This window comes from Streptomyces sp. NPDC093586 (genome assembly GCF_044764905.1).
Lineage (GTDB): Bacteria > Actinomycetota > Actinomycetes > Streptomycetales > Streptomycetaceae > Streptomyces.
Genome location: NZ_JBIWJA010000020.1, coordinates 1 through 17,598, shown reverse-complemented (window position 1 = coordinate 17,598; position 17,598 = coordinate 1). Strand labels below are relative to the sequence as shown.

The following is a 17,598-nucleotide window of genomic DNA, read 5'->3' as shown; positions in this document are numbered from 1 at the left end:
CCGGGCGTTCCGTTCCCGCTTCGTGGCGCACCCGTGGAATCGGGTGCCGTCGTGCGGGTTCCGGACGGTGCCCGGTAATTCCGTGGCGTGCCCCGTCGCCGTCGTACTAGGCTCCTGCGCTTTGCCGCCGGGCGGAGGGGAAGGGCTGTGGGCGTGGGTTCGGGGCGGTTGTACGCGGCCGTCGCGGCGGGGGGATTCCGACGGTACGCGACGTATCGGGCGGCCACCGCCGCCGGGGTGTTCACCAACACGGTCTTCGGGCTGATCCTGGTGTACACCTATCTGGCCCTGTGGGACGAGAGACCGCGGCTGGGGGGCTATGACCAGGCGCAGGCGGTCACGTTCGTGTGGCTGGGGCAGGCCCTGTTGGCGGCGTTGGCGATCGGTGGCGGCGGCTTCGCGGATGAGCTGATGGAACGCATCCGTACGGGTGACGTCGCCGTCGATCTGTACCGGCCGGCCGATCTGCAGCTGTGGTGGCTGGCGGCGGACGCGGGGCGGACGCTGTTCCAGTTGCTGGGGCGCGGGGTGGTGCCGTTCGCGTTCGGGGCGCTGTTCTTCCCGGTGGCGCTGCCGCGGGAGGTGTCGGCGTGGGCGGCGTTCGCGGTGGCGGTGGTGCTGGCGGCGGTGGTGAGTTTCGCGCTGCGTTTTCTGGTGGCGCTGTCGGCGTTCTGGCTGTTGGACGGTACGGGGGTGGCGCAGATGGCGTTGCTCGCGGGGGTTTTCTGCTCGGGGATGCTGCTGCCGTTGAACGTGTTCCCGGGGGTGCTGGGCGAGGTGGTCCGGGTGCTGCCGTGGTCGTCGTTGCTGCAGGCGCCGGCGGATGTGCTGCTGGGGGAGGCGGACCCCCTGGGGACCTTCGCCTTCCAGGCGGGGTGGGCGGTGGCGTTGCTGGCGGTGGGGCGGCTGGTGCAGGCGGCGGCGACGCGGCGGGTGGTGGTGCAGGGTGGCTGAGACGGTCCGGGGGGCCGGGTGGAGGGGCGGCGGGGTCGCGGAGGGGGTGCGGGCGTACGGGCTGATCGCGGGGATGTGGGTCCGGTCGACGATGGCGTACCGCGCCTCGTTCGCGCTGACGGTGTTCGGGAACTTCGCGATGACCGCGCTGGATTTCGTGGCGATCCTGCTCATGTTCTCCCGCGTGGACGCGCTCGGCGGGTACGGGCTGGGGGAGGTGGCGTTCCTGTACGGGCTGTCCGCGGTGTCCTTCGGGCTGGCCGACCTGGCGATCGGTTCGATGGAGCGGCTGGGGCAGCGGGTGCGGGACGGGACGCTGGACACGCTGCTGGTGCGTCCGGTGCCGGTGCTGGCGCAGGTGGCCGCGGACCGGTTCGCGCTGCGCCGGCTGGGCCGGGTGACGCAGGGGGCGCTGGTGCTGGGCTATGCGCTGGTGGTGCTGGACGTCGACTGGTCGGCGGCGAAGCTGTCGCTGATGCCGGTGATGCTGCTCGGCGGGGCGGGGATCTTCTGTGCGGTGTTCGTGGCGGCGGCGGCGTTCCAGTTCGTGGCGCAGGACGCCTCGGAGGTGGCGAACGCCTTCACGTACGGCGGTACGACGATGCTGCAGTATCCGCCGACGGTGTTCGCGCGGGAGCTGGTGCGGGGGGTGACGTTCGTGGTGCCGCTGGCGTTCGTCAACTGGCTGCCGGCGAGTTATGTGCTGGAGCGGCCGTATCCGCTGGGGCTGCCCGGGTGGGTGGCGTTCACGCCGCCGCTGGTGGCGGCTGCGTGCTGCGGACTGGCGGGGCTGGCGTGGCGGGCGGGGCTTCGTTCGTACCGGAGTACAGGGAGTTAGCGCTGATGGACACGGTGGAGGGGCCCGGGGCGGGCTTCATCGAGCTGGAGGGTGTCGAGAAGGTCTTCGACGTGCGGAAGAGGACCGGGTTCCTGAAGCGGGAGCGGCGGCGGGTGCGGGCGGTGGACGGGCTGTCGTTCACCGTGGCGCGGGGCGAGATGGTCGGTTACATCGGGCCGAACGGTGCCGGGAAGTCGACGACGATCAAGATGCTCACCGGCATCCTGACGCCGAGCGGCGGGCGGCTGCGGGTGGCGGGCATCGACCCGTCGCGGGAGCGGACGCGGCTGGCGCACCGCATCGGGGTGGTGTTCGGGCAGCGGACGACGTTGTGGTGGGATCTGCCGCTGATCGACTCCTACCGGCTGGTGCACCGCATGTACCGGATCCCGGACGCGCGGTACCGGGCCAATCTGGAGCGTTGTGTGGAGCTCCTCCAGCTCGGGTCCCTGCTGGAGGTGCCGGTGCGGCAGTTGTCGCTGGGGCAGCGGATGCGCGGTGACATCGCGGCGGCGCTGCTGCACGATCCGGACGTGCTGTACCTGGACGAGCCGACGATCGGTCTGGACGTGGTGTCGAAGGCCAAGGTGCGGGGGTTCCTGCGGGAGCTGAACGCGGAGCGCGGTACGACGGTGCTGCTGACCACGCACGATCTGCAGGACATCGAGCAGTTGTGTTCCCGGGTGATGGTCATCGACCACGGGCGGCTGATGTACGACGGTCCGCTGGCCGGGCTGCACGAGGCGGGGGAGAGCGAGCGGACGCTGGTGGTGGACCTGGAGCGGGAGGTGCCGCCGATCGAGGTGCCGGCGCCCGCGCGGGTGGTGCGGGTGGAGGGGCCCCGGCAGTGGCTGGCGTTCCCCGCGTCGGCGTCGGCCGCGGAACTGGTGGCGGACGTCGCGGCCCGGTACCCGCTGGTGGACCTCTCGGTGCGGGAGCCGGACATCGAGGCGGTGATCGCCAAGATCTATGCGGAACGGGCGAGCGCGTAGTGCCCGGCCGGTCGAACTCGTAGGCTGCTGTGCATGACCGACGACGCCCCGGAACTCCGTGCTTCCGACGCCGACCGTGAACGAGTCGCCGAGGTCCTGCGGGACGCCCTCGCCGAAGGCCGCCTGGACATGGGCGAGTTCGAGGAGCGGCTGGATGCCGTCTACCGTGCGCGGACGTACGGGGAGCTGGCTCCGATCACGCGGGACCTGCCGGCCGGTGAGGGCGTCGTGGCGCCGGCGCCCCGGGTGTCGATGACCAAGGAGCCCGCGGGCAGCGGGGGCTGGGCGGGGCGGATCACCGGCGGTGAGGGGTCGTCGGCGTGGGCGGTCGCCGTGATGTCCGGGTTCCAGCGCAAGGGGCGCTGGACGGTGCCGAAGCGGTTCAACTCCTTCGCGTTCTGGGGTGGCGGCGAGATCGACCTGCGGGAGGCGAACTTCGCGGACCGCGAGGTCGTGATCAACTGCGTCGCGATCATGGGGGGCGTGAACGTGGTCGTGCCGCCCGGGGTCGAGGTGATCGTGCGCGGCGTCGGGATCATGGGCGGGTTCGACCACCGCGAGGAGGGCGTCTCCGCGGAGCCGGGGGCGCCGAGGGTGGTCGTCACGGGGTTCGCCTTCTGGGGCGGGGTCGGCGTGGAGCGCAAGGTGACGCGGGCGGAGCGGCTGCGGCTGAAGGAGGAGCGGCGGCGGGAGAAGCTGGAGCGGAAGGCCGCGCGGCGGGAGCTGCACGCGTCGTTCCGGGAGGAGGTGGAGGGGGCGCACCGCAAGATGCTGGACGGGCACCGGGGGCTGATGCGGCAGCACCGCGAGGAGCTTCACGAGGAGCGGCGGGAGCGGCGGGAGCGGCGGCGCGAGGACCGGGAGCGGGGATGGGACGTGGACTGAGCGCGGGAGCCGGTGCGGTGCCGTGAGTCCGTGGTCGTGCGGCGTGTCGGTGGCGGCCGGGGGTGGGTTTCGCTGCCCGGCGTTGCGGGGTGCCTCCCCCGGAGGGGGGACCTCATCGCCCCTGGGGGTGCCTCCCCGGCCGTCCAGGCACTGGGGGAGGCACGACTGCCCGCAGCGGCAGCGGCGGGGCGGGGTGGTTTACAGCGTTGCCGGCACCGTGGGCCTCAGGTCGTTCAGGTCGAGTTCCGCGGCCATGCGGGCGTAGCCCCTGTCGTTGGGGTGCAGGTGGTCGCCGCAGTCGTACTGTGCGCGCAGGCGCCGCGGGTCGTAGGGGTCGCGCAGTGCCGCGTCGAAGTCGACGACCGCGTCGAAGACCCGCCCCGCGCGGATCTCCGCGTTGATCTCCTGCCGCATGGTCTCGCGGGCGTCGGTGTAGCCGCCGTACCCGCCGAACGGCGTCACGGTCGCGCCGACGGTCTTGAGCCCGCGGGCGTGGGCCATGGCGACCAGGGTGCGCAGACCCGCGAGGACCGAGTCCCGGTCGGTGGGTTCCGGGCTGTGCAGGATGTCGTTGACGCCGATGGCGACGACGACCGCCTTGGCGTTGGTGCGGCCCAGGACGTCCCGGGGGAACCGGGAGAGCGTGCTGGGGTTGGCGGGGGGCGTGCCGGTGCCGCTGGTGAGCAGCCGGTTGCCGCTGATGCCCTGGTTGACGACGCTGTAGCGGGGCACGTCCTGCCCGGCCCCGGCCGCCGTGCGCAGCCGTTCGGCGAGGAAGTCGGTCCAGCGGTGGTCGGCGTCCATGGTGGAGTGGGAGCCGTCGGTGATCGAGTCGCCGACGGCGACGACGGTGCCCACGGCTTCGTGGCTGAGCACGTCCAGCGCGGTCACGTAGCGCCAGTACGGGGTCCTGTCCGTGTACGCGGCGCCGGTGACGTCCTCGGTGCGGTCGCCCTCGGCGGCGTAGCTGGTCCGCCGTGCCTGCGGGTGGTGGGTGACGGGGCCGGAGGGCACGGGGGAGTAGGTGGTGATCAGGACGTCGCCGCCGTGGGGGACGGCGATGCGGACGGCGTCGCTCATCACCTGTCCGCCCGCCGGGACGACGACCCGGGGGCTGCCGCCGAAGGTGAGCCGGCGCATGCTGTGGGCGACCGCGGCGGCGCTGTCGTCGTCGGCGGCCAGGGCGATGGACGCGTGGGTGACGGTCAGCGGCGTTCGGCCGTACAGGTTGGACAGGGTGATGCGGGCGGCGGTGCCGCCGACGGCGGCGCGCACGACGTTGCGCACCGAGCGGCCGGCCATGCCCCGCGTCGAGGTGCCCGGTTCCGGGCCGACCGGCGAGGTGGACCAGGCGCCGACCCAGGTGCCGGTGGAGGCGGGCGCGGCGTCGTTGTGCGGGAGCCGGCCGACGGCGGACGGTGTGCGGTCGCGGGTGCCGTCGCCGGAGGCCACGGTGGCGTACAGGGCGGCGGAGACCGCCACCATCAGGGCGACGATCGCGGCCGTCAGGGCATGTCGCTTGCTGGGGGGCGCCCCCACGCCCCTGTCATGACCCCGGGTCATGCTGCGTTGTTCTCCTCGGTCGAGGGGAGCTCTGGGGCTCCGGTCCGACGGGCCCATGATGCGGCATGGGCCGGAGGGGAGACCATGTGACCCCCGGCTTCTCCCCGTTCCGTCAGACGCCGGGAACTCGTGTCCCGTTCCGGGAGTCGGTCAGGAAGGGACAATGGGTTCGGGACGGATCGTCGAACGGTGGAGCGGATGGCACGCACGAAGACAGAACGTCCGGAAGGTCCCGCGGGTGACGGGCAGGACGCCGATGCGGGTGGGAGCGCGTCCTTCGCCCCCGCCGGCGCCGTCCGCGACCGGGCGATGACGGCGTTCAGCCCGGCCGACGAGGAGAAGCGGCGCGGGGTGCGCCGGATGAAGCTCACCGCCACCGGTCTGCTGCTGTTCGTGGCCGTGGTCTACGTCCTGGCCGAGTGGGCCTCCCACCGGGGCGCGGGCGCCTGGGCGGGCTATGTGTCCGCCGCCGCCGAGGCCGGCATGGTCGGCGCGCTCGCCGACTGGTTCGCGGTCACCGCCCTCTTCCGCCACCCCCTCGGGCTGCCCATCCCGCACACCGCGATCATTCCGAAGAAGAAGGACCAGCTGGGCGTCTCGCTGGGCGAGTTCGTCGGCGAGAACTTCCTCTCCGAGGACGTCGTGCGCGGGCGGCTGCGCGCCGTCGGCATCGGCAGCCGGCTCGGTGCCTGGCTGGCGGTGCCCGAGCACGCCGACCGGGTGACGGCCGAGCTGTCCGCCGCCCTGCGCGGCGCCCTGACCGTGCTGCGGGACTCCGACGTGCAGGCGGTGGTCGGCGAGGCCATCACCCGGCGGGCCGACGCGCAGGAGATCGCCCCGGGCATCGGCAAGATGCTGGACCGGGTCGTCGCCGACGGCGGGCACCGGCGCGTCGTCGACCTGGTCGTCTCCCGCGCCCACGACTGGCTGGTGCTGCACGGCGACAACGTGATGGACGCCGTGCAGGGCGGGGCACCCGGATGGACGCCCCGGTTCGTGGACCGGAAGGTCGGCGAGCGCGTCTACAAGGAGCTGCTGCGCTTCGTCACCGAGATGCGCGACATGCCCGCCCACCCCGCGCGCGGCGCCCTCGACCGCTTCCTCGCCGACTTCGCCTCCGACCTGCAGTCCGACACCGAGACCCGGGCGCGCGTGGAGCGGCTGAAGACGGAGGTGCTGGGCCGCGGGGAGGTGCAGGACCTGATCGCGTCGGCCTGGACCGCCGTACGGTCCATGATCGTCTCGGCGGCGGAGGACGAGCGCAGCGAGCTGCGGCTGCGGGTGCGGGCGTCGCTGCTGTCGCTGGGCGCCCGGATGGCCTCGGACGCGAAGCTGCAGGGCAAGGTCGACTCGTGGGTGGAGGGCGCCGCGGTGTACGTCGTGACCACCTACCGGCGGGAGATCACGTCGCTGATCACCGATACGGTGGCGGGCTGGGACGCCGAGCACACCACGAGGAAGATCGAGGCGCACATCGGCCGGGACCTGCAGTTCATCCGGATCAACGGCACGGTGGTCGGCTCGCTGGCCGGGCTGCTGATCTACACGGTCTCCCGCATGCTGGGGGCGTAGGCCCCCGACCGGCCGGGCTTGCCGGCCCCGGTTGCGGGCACACGGGTGGCGACCGCCCGGTCCGGCGGCGTCGTACGGCGCCGAGGCCCGGGCGTCGTTCGCCCATCGGTCCTCACCGGAGAGGGAGCCATGTCAGCGCAAGCGTCGTCGCCGGACTCCGTACCCGCCTCCACGGGAACCGTCACCACCGCGGTTCCCGCCCGCCTGGACCGGCTGCCCTGGTCCCGGTGGCACTGGATGATCGTGATCGGCCTGGGCACCGTCTGGATCCTGGACGGCCTGGAGGTCACGATCGTCGGCAACGTGGCCGGCCGGATCGCCGAGGACGGCAGCGGCCTGGACATCAGCTCCGCCCAGATCACCGGCCTGGCCGCCGCCCTCTATGTGGCCGGCGCCTGCTCGGGCGCCCTGTTCTTCGGCTGGCTGACCGACCGGCACGGCCGCAAGAAGCTGTTCATGGTGACGCTGGTCGTGTACCTGGTGGCGACCGCGCTGACGGCGGTGTCCTTCGAGTCCTGGTGGTTCTTCCTGTTCCGGTTCCTCACCGGTTTCGGCATCGGAGGCGAGTACGCGGCCATCAACTCGGCGATCGACGAGCTGATCCCGTCCCAGTACCGGGGCCGGGTCGACCTCATCATCAACGGCAGCTACTGGCTGGGCGCCATCGGCGGCTCCCTGCTGTCCATCGTCATGCTGGACACCGACATCTTCCCGAAGGACCTCGGCTGGCGGCTCAGCTTCGCCCTCGGTGTGGTCCTCGGCCTGGTCATCCTGCTGGTGCGCCGGCACGTCCCGGAGAGCCCGCGCTGGCAGTTCATCCACGGCTACGGCGACGACGCCGAGAAACTCGTCTCCACCGTCGAACGGGAGATCGAGCGGGAGAAGGGGGAGCCGCTGCCGCGGCCGGCCGGTGAGATCACCATCCACCAGCGCAAGAGCATCGGCTTCGGCCTGATCGCCAGGACCGTCTTCGGCAAGTACCCGCGCCGCGCGGTCCTCGGCCTGTCCCTCTTCATCGGCCAGGCGTTCCTCTACAACGCCATCACCTTCGGCTTCGGCACCATCCTCATCACCTTCTTCGACGTGCCGACCGGCCACACCGGCTACTACTTCGCCGTCATCGCCGCCGGCAACTTCCTCGGCCCGTTGCTGCTCGGCAAGCTCTTCGACACGGTCGGCCGCCGGATCATGATCTCGGGCACGTACCTGCTGTCGGGTGTCCTGCTGTTCGTCACGGCGTGGCTCTTCGACCGGGGCTCGCTGACGGCGAACACGATGACGGCCTGCTGGTGCGTGGTGCTGTTCTTCGCCTCCGCGGGCGCCTCGAGCGCGTACCTGACCGTCTCCGAGATCTTCCCGATGGAGACCCGGGCGATGGCCATCGCCTTCTTCTACGCCCTGGGCACCGCCGCCGGCGGTATCAGCGGCCCGCTGCTCTTCGCCGACCTCACGGAGTCCGGCGTGGTCGGCGACACGGTGTTCGCCTTCCAGATCGGCGCCGGGCTGATGTGCGCGGCCGGCCTGGTGGCGGCGTTCCTCGCGGTGAAGGCGGAACGCCGTTCCCTGGAGGACATCGCGGAGCCGCTGTCGGCCGCCGGGGCGGGGACGGGAACGAAGCAGGCGCCGGGCGCGGGCACGGCGGCGGCGTAGAGTCCTGGCCGGCACGTCTCCCTGCCCGGACCACCGCGAGGAGCCCCGATGACCGTCCGCAGGATCGTCCCCAACATCCACGCCGGATCCGAGGAGGAACTGGCCACGAGCCGTGACTTCTACGGCCTGCTGGGCTTCGAGGAGGTCATGGACATGGGCTGGGTGACGACCCTGGCCTCGCCGTCGGTCCCCGCCGCCCAGATCAGCTTCTTCACCGAGGAGCGCACCGGGCCGGTCGTCCCCGACCTGAGCGTGGAGGTCGAGGACGTCGACGCGGTCCACGCCCAGGTCGTCGCGTCGGGCGCGGAGATCGTACGGGAGCTGCGCGACGAGGAGTGGGGCGTACGGCGCTTCTTCGTACGGGACCCCGGCGGGCGCGTGGTGAACGTGCTGACGCACCGCTCCCGGTAGGGCTGGTCAGGCCCGCCGGTCGGCGACCGCCCAGGAGGCCAGCGCGACGGCGCCGGCGACGCCGAACACGGCGGGCCAGGCGCCGACCTTCCTGGCCAGCGGGTGGGACCCGGCGAAACCGGCGACGTACGCGGCCGTCAGCGCCCCGGCGGCCTTCCCGCCGGCCCGCTCGCGCCACTGCTGCGCGGCGGCGGCCCCGGCGGCGGCGAGCACGACTCCGCCGAGCTGCCGCTTCTTCGTCCAGCGGGCCACGCCGTACCCGCCGACGAGACCGCCCGCCGCGACCACCGCGCTGGGAACCTTCGCCATGAGTGCCTCCTGCTGCCTGCGTCTTTCCGGCTGCTTCCCGCCGGTTCCTGCGACCGAGGCTAATCCTCGCCGGTCACGGCGCACGCGCCGGGGCGGGCGGCCGACAGCACCGGCGCGTACTGTGACGCAGGTCACCTTCATGTCGGCGGCCGGCCTGTCACACCGCGCGCCCGCGATCCGTCGTAGGGGTGTAACGCGATACGGCGACGGCCGACGGCCGACGAACCACGACGGAGGACCCACCATGGACGCGCGCCTCAACATCTTCGGCAACCAGGTCGCGGGCAAGCTCATCCGGCACATCAACTCGGCGGGCAAGGTCCTGACGGACTCGACGCTGCCGGCCGCCACCCAGGAGCTGGTGAAGATCCGCGCCAGCCAGATCAACGGCTGCGGCTTCTGCCTCGACATGCACACCAAGGACGCCGCGAAGGCGGGGGAGACCTCGCTGCGCCTCAACCTGGTCGCCGCCTGGCGGGAGGCCACGGTCTTCACCGACGCCGAACGCGCCGCCCTGGAGCTGACCGAGCAGGGCACCCGCATCGCCGACGGCGGCGGCGTCAGCGACGAGGCCTGGGCGAACGCGGCGAAGCACTACGACGAGGACCAGCTGGCGGCGCTGGTCGGACTGATCGCCGTGATCAACCTGTACAACCGGGTGAACGTCATCACCCGGCAGCCGGCGGGCGACTACGAGCCGGGCATGTTCGGCTGACGCCCCCTGGGGCACCGGACGGCCCGTCCCGGCGGACAGGGGCGGGCCGTCCCGCGGTTCAGGCGGCGTGCAGCAGGACCGGGAGCCGCTGGTGGCCGTTGCTGATCAGGGAGGGCACCGGCGGCAGCCCGGCCGAGGGCTCGGCGAGGCGGATGTCGGGGAAGCGGTCGAAGAGGCTCTGGAGGGCGAGGGCGACCTCCATGCGGGCGAGGGGCGCGCCGAGGCAGAAGTGGACGCCGTGCCCGAACGCCAGATGGTCCTTGACCGTGCGGGTGGCGTCGAACGTGTCGGCGTTCTCGTGCCAGTCGGGGTGCCGGTTGGCGGCGGCGTAGGAGGCGAGGATCGCGTCACCGCGGGCGATGGTCCGCCCGTCGGGCAGGGGGATGTCCGTGACGGCGAACCGGAGCGGCAGGTGCTTGACCGCCGGTTCGTGACGCAGCGTCTCCTCGACGACGTCGTCCCAGGTGACGGACCCCTTGCGGACCAGTTCGAGCTGGTCGGGGCGGGTCAGCAGGGTGTGGACGGCCTGGTCGATGACGTTGACGGTGGTCTCGTAGCCGGCGCTGATCATCAGCAGCAGGGTGTCGCGCAGCTCCTCGGACGAGAGGCCGGCGCCGTCGCTCTCGTCGTCCCGCGCGGCGATGAGCAGGGACGTCATGTCGTCGCCGGGGGCGCTGCGCTTGTCGGCGATGAGCCGGTCCAGGGTCTCGTACAGCCGGGCTGTGTTGGCCTGCGCCTCGCCCTGGCTCAGCGTGGTGTCGAAGACACCGTCCACCAGGGCGCGGAAGGTGTCCCGCCGGCTCTCGGGCACGCCCATGAGGTGGCCGATCACCGCGATGGGCAGCGGGTAGGCCAGCTCCTGGCGCAGATCGACCGGCTCGCCCGCGGGAAGCTCCGCGAGGCGGTCGACGATGCCGGCCACCATGCCCTCGACGGCCGACCTCAGGTGGGCTATGCGGCGGGAGCTGAACGCGGGCGCCACCAGGCGGCGCAGCTTGCGGTGATCGGCGCCGTACGCGGTGAACATGTTCTCCACCGCCACCCACAGGGCGAGCGGCCAGGTGCCGACCACCTGTCCGTAGGCGGGCCAGTGCGCCCGGGCGTCCTTGGAGACGTCGGGGCTGGTGAGCAGCTGTTTGAGCAGGGCGGGGTCGCTGACCGACCAGGCTTCCACGCCGAGCACGTCCACCCGGGTGGCCGGACCGCGGGCGTGCAGGGCACGGTGCTCGGCGTGGTGGTCGGCGCCGGCGGGGTCGAGGACGAGGGGGGACTGCGGGTCGGTCATGGCGGGCTCCTCAGGCAGCGGTGGGAAAGGTGACGGGCAGGAATTCCAGGGCACGGTGGAACGGGCCGGGACGCCAGGTGAGTTCGGCGACGGGCACGGCGCGGTCCGTCTGCGGCAGCGCGTCCAGGAGATGGACGACCGCGGTCTCCGCGATGAGGTGGGCGTGCGAGCGGGTGCGGCCGGGGGCCGGGCCGACGGGCCGGTGCCATGGCCGTCGGGGGTGCGCCGGATCCGCCCGACGGCGGCCGGGGGCCTCGACAAGCCGGAAGGAGCCGGCGTCTCCCGGCCCGCGGCGAAGGGACGCGGCGACCCCCGACGCCCTCCCGCGGCACCGCCCGGGACCGCGCCCCCGTCACGCCCCCACGAGCCGAGGACTCGCCGGCGTCGACAACGGAGAGGGTGCACGACATGGATCTCCAGGGGACGAGCGCGGGCCTGCACGATCGCTGGACCGACGGCGGAGCGGACTCGCGGCAGCGCGGGTTCGTTCCTGCGGGACCTGAACCGCCGCGCCCGCCAAGGGTGTTCGGCAGGGACCATACCGCTTGTGGTCACGCGCCGTGGCGGCTCGGTGACCACGGAACGCCGGCCTCGGGAAAATGAGGCGAAAAATGCGCGGTTGACGTCCAACCTCCTTTATATGTAAAGCAGTTGGATCCCGTTCCGGCGTCCTGGTGGAAGGCCGGTCGGAAGTGACCGGCTTTTCGCGCAGAGGATCCGAGCGACGCCACGGAGGCCCGGTGACGCCACGGGGGCCTGGTGACGCCACGGGGGCCCGGTGACGCCACGGGGCCCCGGTGACGCCACGCGGAAAGGCGATGACGCCGCCCTTTCCGCGCGAATCCCGCCCCGCCGTGACCCCGGTGCCCCCAACCGCCCGCCACCTGACCCTTTTCCGCGCCGCGCGGGCGACATCGGCACTAGGTTGGTGTCCTGATCGTCTACGCCGACCCGTAGGAGAATCCGCCGTGTCAGACACCCACTCCCAGCTCGCCGCCAGCGCGGAGATACGGGCCCGGATCGACACCTCCACGCCGCACTCGGCCCGCTTCTGGAACTACTTCGTCGGCGGCAAGGACAACTACGAGGTCGACCGGGAGATCGGGGACCAGATCAAGGAGATCTTCCCCGGCCTCGTCGACGTGGCGCTCACCAGCCGGCACTTCCTGGGCCGCGCCGTCCGCCACCTGATCCGGGAGGAGGGCATCCGGCAGTTCCTGGACATCGGCACCGGACTGCCCACCGCCGACAACACCCACGAAGTGGCCCAGCGCGAGGCCCCCGACGCCCGGATCGTGTACGTCGACAACGACCCGATCGTGCTGACCCACGCCAACGCCCTGCTCACCAGCACCCCCGAGGGCAGGACCGCCTACCTGGACGCCGACCTGTACGCCCCGGACACCGTCCTCGAGGCCGCCGCCGGCACCCTCGACTTCTCCCGGCCGATCGCCCTGATCATCCTCAACACCCTCGGTCACGTCGCCGACTACGACCAGGCCCGCGACCTGGTGCGCCGCCTCATGGCCGGCCTCCCGTCGGGCAGCCACCTGGTCATCAGCGACAGCACCGCCACGAGCGAGGGCATGATCGCCGCCTCGAACGCCTACAACGCCAGCGGCGCGACGCCGTACTACGTGCGCAGTGTCGAGGAGATCGCCGGCTTCTTCGACGGACTCGACCTGGTCGCCCCCGGCGTCACCCAGGTCCCGGCCTGGCGCCCGGACCCCGACGCCCCGGCCGCCGGCCCCGTCGACGCCTACTGCGGGGTCGGCCGCAAGCCGTGAGGCACGGCGCGGCTCCGGCAGGCCGGCGGTCCCGTCCCCTCCTGCCCGAGCCGCGCCGCGAGGCCCACGCCCCCTCCTGCCCGAGCCGCGCCGCGAGGCCCACGCCCCCTTCTGGACGGCGGACCACCGCCCGCGCGCCCTCCTCACGCGGGCCGACGCCGCCCGGCACCCGGCGAGGGCGCGGTGCGCGCACCCGCCCACTCCGGGGGCACCCGCCCCCCACGACTCAGCATCTGCGTCGCCAGCGCCCGCAGGGCCGCCGCGAAGACCGCCGGCCTGCGCAGGAACTCCATGTGGACGCCGGGGAACTCCACCCACGGCACACCGGTCCGGCGGGCGATCTCCACGGAGGGCCGCGCGTAGTACGCGCCCCGGTCGCAGGCGCCCGCGCCGAGCACGACCGGGAACGGCGCGGCCCTCAGCGCGGCCTCGTCGGGACGGAAGCCGGCGAAGCCGGGCCACTCCGTGCCGAACAGATGGTCCCGGTTCCCCAGGAACCGCTCCCAGAGGTCGTCGGGCCAGCGGTACGTCCCCTCGCCGCGCGTCGTCAGGGCGAACCGGCGTCCCGCCGCCGGGGCCCCGCCCCGGGCGTACAGCGCGGCCATGTCGTCGAAGAAACCGCGGTCGGGGTCGCCGTCGGGCAGGACGTTCACGGCGGGCGGCTCGTGCGCGACCAGACCGGTCAGCACCCGCGGGTGCAGCGCGGCCAGCGTGAGGCCGATGATCGCGCCTCCGCTGTTGCCGAACACGAGGGCACGGCCGCCCGCCACCACCTCGATCAGCCGACGGGCGTCGGCCGCCTGCCGGGCGAGGTCCATCGGTTCGGCGGACCGGCCGGTGCTGCGGGAGTTGCCCCGCCGGTCGTAGGTGACCACGGTGAAGGCGTCGGCCAGTTCCTCGGCGACACCCGAGTAGTACCCGGCGTCCCCGCCGGCCCCGCTGATCATCAGCAGCGGGGGTCCGCCGCCGCGCACCTCGTGGTACAGGCGCGCTCCGTCGGTCTCGCACACGTCACTGCGCATGGCGGGTCTCCGTCCTACGGTGAAGAGGCGCCGGTCGCGTTCCCGGCGCCGGCCGGCCCGCCGACCGGTCCCGACCCCGCGCGGCACGGCGGACACGGGGCCCGGGCACGGCGGACACGGGAGAGCCGTGCGACCGCCCCGGGCGTCAGGTCCGGGCGAGCCGGGGGACCAGGAGCTCGGCGTTGCCACGGTCGACGGCGTGGAGCTGCCCGGGTTCCCAGTGCGGGTACTCGTCCAGCCCGCTGTCGAAACCGGTGGCCCACTCCTCGGGAAGCATGGGGAAGTCACTGCCGTACAGGACGTGGCCGGGCGCGGCGAAGGCGAGCAGCGAGGGCAGGGCGGCCGGGCCGGCGGAGAGGGCGGTGTCGAAGTAGAAGCGCCGGAGGTCGCTCAGCAGGCCCTCGGGGGTGGAGCCGGGACGGAGCCGGGCGGCGACCGCGAAGCGGTGGGCGGCATACGGCAGGAAGCCACCGGCGTGGGGAAGGATCATCCTGATCCGGGGACACCGCCCCGGCACCCCGTTCAGCACCAGGTGGAGGGCCGTGCGGACGGTGTCGTACGGGAAGTCCACCAGGGGGCCGGGCAGTCCGGGGACCGGCGCTACCGGCGGCGCGGTGGGGTGGACGAGGACGACGGCGGCACGGGCGTCCAGCTCGGCCCAGAGCGGCTCGAACGCCGGATCCCCGAGGTAACGGCCGTGCACGTTGGACAGGACCGTCAGCCCGTCGGCGTCCAGCTCGTCCAGCGAGTGGGCGGCCTCGGCGAGCGCGGCGTCCACGTCGGGCAGGGGGAGGACGGCGAAGTGACCGAACCGGTCGGGCCGGTCCTTGACGACCTCGGCGGTGTACTCGTTCACGCTCCGCGCGCCGTCGCGGGCCCCGGCGGGATCGCCCGGGGCCCCGACCGGGGCGGGGAACGACAGGAGTCCGGTGGCGATCGACCTGCGGTCCATCATCGCGATCGCGCTCCGGACGTCCCACACGGGAGCGGGCCAGCCCAGGGCCTCGGCGCGCTCGGCCATCGCACGGCCGAGGGCCGGTGGGACCAGGTGCTGGTGTACGTCGATACGCGCGGAGTCCGACATGTCTGCCCGAACCTCCTCGGACACGGGGAGCGGGGCTGCGGGGGACAGCCCGATATCCGTCGGGTACCCACGGGGGAGGGGCAACGGGGGCGGACGGGGCGGTTCGCTCCCGGACGGCGGGCGTGACCGGGCCGGGAACCACCCGGGCGGGCTGCCGGAAGCCGTTCGAGGAGGACCACCCCGGACGGCCGAAACGCACACGGTGGTTGCCGGTCTTCCGTACGATCCGTACATGCGTGCCACATGGGTGGGGGCCACTGTCACGGCAGGGCTGGTGCTGTGCTTCGGCTGGGGCCTGGCGGGAATGGTGACCTCGGGATGCGAGGCCCATCCCAAAGGGGGCTGCGGTGTTCCGGACGGTGGCGGGAAGTACCTCGCGGCTTTCCTGATCGCGCCCTGGCCGCTCGGAATCCTCGCCAAGATCACCGGACCGTACCGCAGGGACTGGCGCCCGGCGCTGGGCTACTCGGCCGGGGCGCTCGCGGGGGCGACGGTCACACTGGCCATGGGCACCACCGCCGGCCACTGGATCGTGGCGTCCGTCCTCGTGTCGGCCGGCGCCCTGGTCCCGTGGATCGCGCGTCGCGACACCGATTCGGCCCGGGAAACGAGGCGTCAGGAGCGCGAGCGTCGTTCGCGTGAAGAACGGCTGGAGCGGGCTCGGGCACGCAGGGCGCAGCGACGCCGCGACCGACGCCGGCGCCGACGCGAGGTGAACACCGGTACCTGATGTCGCGGAACGCGGGAGGACTTCCGGCCTCGGCCTCGAGGGAGAGGGGAGACGAGAGGAAAGAGGCCCGCCTTCACGGCCACCGGACCCTGCCCGCGCCGCGGACGCTGCCGAGCGGTACGCCGTCCCGCTGGAACACGTGCCGCGAAGCGGCTGGTATTACTGATGTATGCAGGAAGAGACCGCACGGTCCGCGATCGACACGTTCCTCTCCGCGTTCAACGCCTCGGACGACAGCTATGTACCCGCGCTGCTCTCCCAGGCCCTGACCTCGGACGTGGTCTTCTGGGGGCCGTTGGGCCGCAGGGAAGGGATCGAGGCGGTCGAGCAGTTCGTGCTGGACATCCGGCGCCACCCGGCGGGGACCGGCACGATGGTGCGCTGCTCGGCGGTGGACATGCCGGACGAGTGGGCCCGGTACAAGTGGGCCTTCACCACACCGGACGGAGGTCCCCGCCTGGCCGGAACGGACATCGTCCATCTGCGGCGGAGCCTCATCGACCAAGTGATCGTCTTCGCGGGGGAGATCGAGCCGTCCGCTTCCTGAGCGGTCCTTCTTCGGCGCCGTTCTCCTTCCAACAGGGCTGTGATGGTCGGTGATCGGCGGGGACGCGGTGTCGAGGGATTGCCCGGACCAGCGGTTACCGGACGTCCATCTCGTCGATGTGCGCCCGAAGCGCGTCGGTGATGTCTTCCAGCCCACCTTCCGGCGGGATCTGCGCGTACTCGGTGACGCCGTTCTCAAAGGCCATTTCGCTCGTGAAGTGCGCGAGGGCCGGGGCGGGAGCGTAGTGGTCGCGCAGGAAGCGGGCCGGCGCAGCGGCCTCCGGGACGGCCGCGTCCAGGGCCGTGACACCGCCGACTCCGGGACTTGTTCCTGGGGGCGATCGAGTTCCGGGTGTTCCGGGTCGGCTGCCCGGGCGGTGGGTGCTCCTGAGATCCTTCTCCTCATGAGTACGCCACCGAACGGACTGCCGGTCTACCGGGTCCTGACCGGCCCCGACGACGCCACGTTCTGCCACCGCGTGAGCGAGGCGATCGGCCTCGGCTACGAACTGCACGAAGGCCCCGCCGTCACCTTCGACGGCGAGAGGGTCATCGTCGCCCAGGCACTGATCTGGCCGACGTCGCCGTAGCGGCCCTGAGGGCGGGGGCGCTGCGCTTACGGTCGAGCGCCGTCGACGGGAAACCGGTCCGCAAGCCCACACGCGAGGTGCAGCGCGAGAGCCGTCATACCAGTACCCAGCGCTCCCGACACCGCGACTGAGCGAGGTTCGCCGGCCTTGGACAGACTCAACGCAACGCCTCTCCAGATCAGGCCCCCAAGCACGGCGCCCGCCGCGATGCCGGCGTTGTAGGCACCAGGATTTGCCGCAGGTGCCTCCGATGCGCAAATCGGACGCGGTCTTGGACGGTTATGCGCCCGTGCGCCTGCCCGCCCGCCCGCCGCGACGCGGCGGGCGGGCGCACGGGGTGCTCACTTGGCGAGGAAGGTGAGCAGGGCGTCGGTGACTTCCTGGGCGTGGGTCCACAGCAGGCCGTGGGGGGCGCCGTCGATGACGACGTAGTCGGCGTGGGGGAGTGCCCGGTGGAAGGGCTCGGCGGTGGCTTCGATGGGCAGGATCCGGTCGGCGGTGCCGTGGAGGATGAGCGCGGGTACGTCGATCTTGGCGACGTCGGCGCGGAAGTCGGTGGTCCAGGTGGCGACGCAGGCCCGTGAGGCGTACCAGGAGGCGCCGGCGGCGACGTTCCAGCTGTGGCGGACGGCTTCCTCGCCGATGCGGGTGCCGAGGTTCTCGTC

Annotated in this window: 18 protein-coding genes and 1 pseudogene; 12 read left to right on the top strand and 7 right to left on the bottom strand. The window is 72.7% G+C overall.

The features are described 5' to 3' along the window. Positions 1 to 147 precede the first annotated feature (147 nt). Genes ACIRFH_RS21140 through ACIRFH_RS21125 form a run of 4 tightly spaced genes read left to right on the top strand, consistent with a single transcriptional unit; the run spans position 148 to position 3,669 of the window. A complete protein-coding gene (locus ACIRFH_RS21140) occupies positions 148 to 954 on the top strand; it encodes an ABC transporter permease (RefSeq protein ID WP_403522871.1) in 807 nt (268 codons plus the stop codon). Next, a complete protein-coding gene (locus ACIRFH_RS21135; RefSeq protein WP_403522868.1) occupies positions 947 to 1,792 on the top strand; it encodes an ABC transporter permease in 846 nt (281 codons plus the stop codon). Before ACIRFH_RS21140 ends, ACIRFH_RS21135 begins: the two co-directional genes overlap by 8 nt. A 5-nt stretch (positions 1,793 to 1,797) precedes the next feature. Then, positions 1,798 to 2,784 (top strand): ATP-binding cassette domain-containing protein, encoded by a 987-nt coding sequence (locus tag ACIRFH_RS21130; RefSeq protein WP_403522866.1) that lies wholly within the window; start codon positions 1,798 to 1,800, stop codon positions 2,782 to 2,784. Between the two features lie 33 nt (positions 2,785 to 2,817). After that, a complete protein-coding gene (locus ACIRFH_RS21125) occupies positions 2,818 to 3,669 on the top strand; it encodes a DUF1707 domain-containing protein (RefSeq protein WP_403522863.1) in 852 nt (283 codons plus the stop codon). Positions 3,670 to 3,867: 198 nt separating this feature from the next. On the opposite strand, the gene ACIRFH_RS21120 is transcribed toward ACIRFH_RS21125, so the two are convergent. Continuing rightward, the gene (locus ACIRFH_RS21120) at positions 3,868 to 5,232 is read right to left on the bottom strand and encodes an SGNH/GDSL hydrolase family protein (protein WP_403522860.1); all 1,365 of its coding nucleotides are present in this window, start codon (positions 5,230 to 5,232) and stop codon (positions 3,868 to 3,870) included. Positions 5,233 to 5,430: 198 nt separating this feature from the next. Here ACIRFH_RS21120 and ACIRFH_RS21115 point away from each other — a divergent pair, with 198 nt between their 5' ends. The 3 genes from ACIRFH_RS21115 to ACIRFH_RS21105 all read left to right on the top strand — a co-directional run bounded on the left by ACIRFH_RS21115 (position 5,431) and on the right by ACIRFH_RS21105 (position 8,865). Further along, complete coding sequence (locus tag ACIRFH_RS21115; RefSeq protein ID WP_403522858.1) at positions 5,431 to 6,804, top strand: DUF445 domain-containing protein; 1,374 nt, start codon at positions 5,431 to 5,433, stop codon at positions 6,802 to 6,804. A gap of 129 nt (positions 6,805 to 6,933) precedes the next feature. Further along, on the top strand, positions 6,934 to 8,454 hold the full coding sequence (locus ACIRFH_RS21110) for an MFS transporter (RefSeq protein WP_403522855.1): 1,521 nt from the start codon (positions 6,934 to 6,936) through the stop codon (positions 8,452 to 8,454). A 48-nt stretch (positions 8,455 to 8,502) separates the two neighbouring features. Continuing rightward, positions 8,503 to 8,865, top strand: a complete 363-nt coding sequence (locus tag ACIRFH_RS21105; RefSeq protein WP_403522852.1) for a VOC family protein — start codon at positions 8,503 to 8,505, stop codon at positions 8,863 to 8,865. Between the two features lie 6 nt (positions 8,866 to 8,871). Here ACIRFH_RS21105 and ACIRFH_RS21100 read toward each other — a convergent pair whose 3' ends face one another. After that, on the bottom strand, positions 8,872 to 9,174 hold the full coding sequence (locus ACIRFH_RS21100; protein WP_403522849.1) for a hypothetical protein: 303 nt from the start codon (positions 9,172 to 9,174) through the stop codon (positions 8,872 to 8,874). Between the two features lie 244 nt (positions 9,175 to 9,418). Here ACIRFH_RS21100 and ACIRFH_RS21095 point away from each other — a divergent pair, with 244 nt between their 5' ends. Next, complete coding sequence (locus ACIRFH_RS21095) at positions 9,419 to 9,889, top strand: carboxymuconolactone decarboxylase family protein (RefSeq protein WP_403522846.1); 471 nt, start codon at positions 9,419 to 9,421, stop codon at positions 9,887 to 9,889. A gap of 58 nt (positions 9,890 to 9,947) precedes the next feature. Here the strand turns inward: ACIRFH_RS21095 and ACIRFH_RS21090 are convergent, their stop codons facing one another. Together ACIRFH_RS21090 and ACIRFH_RS21085 are read right to left on the bottom strand one after the other, a co-directional pair. Next, positions 9,948 to 11,174: a cytochrome P450 gene (locus tag ACIRFH_RS21090; RefSeq protein WP_403522843.1), complete on the bottom strand. Its 1,227-nt coding sequence runs from the start codon at positions 11,172 to 11,174 to the stop codon at positions 9,948 to 9,950. A gap of 10 nt (positions 11,175 to 11,184) precedes the next feature. Further along, positions 11,185 to 11,349: pseudogene (locus ACIRFH_RS21085) on the bottom strand (cytochrome P450); the annotation flags it as partial. 793 nt (positions 11,350 to 12,142) lie between these two features. Between ACIRFH_RS21085 and ACIRFH_RS21080 the strand changes: the two are divergent. Beyond that, the gene (locus ACIRFH_RS21080) at positions 12,143 to 12,961 is read left to right on the top strand and encodes an SAM-dependent methyltransferase (protein ID WP_403522840.1); all 819 of its coding nucleotides are present in this window, start codon (positions 12,143 to 12,145) and stop codon (positions 12,959 to 12,961) included. Between the two features lie 143 nt (positions 12,962 to 13,104). On the opposite strand, the gene ACIRFH_RS21075 is transcribed toward ACIRFH_RS21080, so the two are convergent. Both ACIRFH_RS21075 and ACIRFH_RS21070 read right to left on the bottom strand, forming a co-directional pair. After that, positions 13,105 to 13,983 carry an alpha/beta fold hydrolase gene (locus ACIRFH_RS21075; RefSeq protein ID WP_403522837.1) on the bottom strand — a complete coding sequence of 293 codons (879 nt, stop codon included), beginning with the start codon at positions 13,981 to 13,983 and terminating at the stop codon, positions 13,105 to 13,107. Between the two features lie 145 nt (positions 13,984 to 14,128). After that, positions 14,129 to 15,067 (bottom strand): amidohydrolase family protein, encoded by a 939-nt coding sequence (locus ACIRFH_RS21070; protein ID WP_403522834.1) that lies wholly within the window; start codon positions 15,065 to 15,067, stop codon positions 14,129 to 14,131. 232 nt (positions 15,068 to 15,299) lie between these two features. On the opposite strand from ACIRFH_RS21070, the gene ACIRFH_RS21065 reads away from it, so the two are divergent. The 3 genes from ACIRFH_RS21065 (at position 15,300) to ACIRFH_RS21055 (ending at position 16,933) form a co-directional block, all read left to right on the top strand. Further along, positions 15,300 to 15,797, top strand: a complete 498-nt coding sequence (locus ACIRFH_RS21065; protein WP_403522831.1) for a hypothetical protein — start codon at positions 15,300 to 15,302, stop codon at positions 15,795 to 15,797. 169 nt (positions 15,798 to 15,966) lie between these two features. Further along, a complete protein-coding gene (locus ACIRFH_RS21060) occupies positions 15,967 to 16,344 on the top strand; it encodes a nuclear transport factor 2 family protein (RefSeq protein WP_403522828.1) in 378 nt (125 codons plus the stop codon). Between the two features lie 403 nt (positions 16,345 to 16,747). Then, positions 16,748 to 16,933 (top strand): DUF1737 domain-containing protein, encoded by a 186-nt coding sequence (locus ACIRFH_RS21055; protein WP_403522825.1) that lies wholly within the window; start codon positions 16,748 to 16,750, stop codon positions 16,931 to 16,933. Between the two features lie 341 nt (positions 16,934 to 17,274). On the opposite strand, the gene ACIRFH_RS21050 is transcribed toward ACIRFH_RS21055, so the two are convergent. Then, a partial coding sequence (locus tag ACIRFH_RS21050; protein ID WP_403522822.1) for an alpha/beta fold hydrolase occupies positions 17,275 to 17,598 on the bottom strand: 324 nt, incomplete at its 5' end.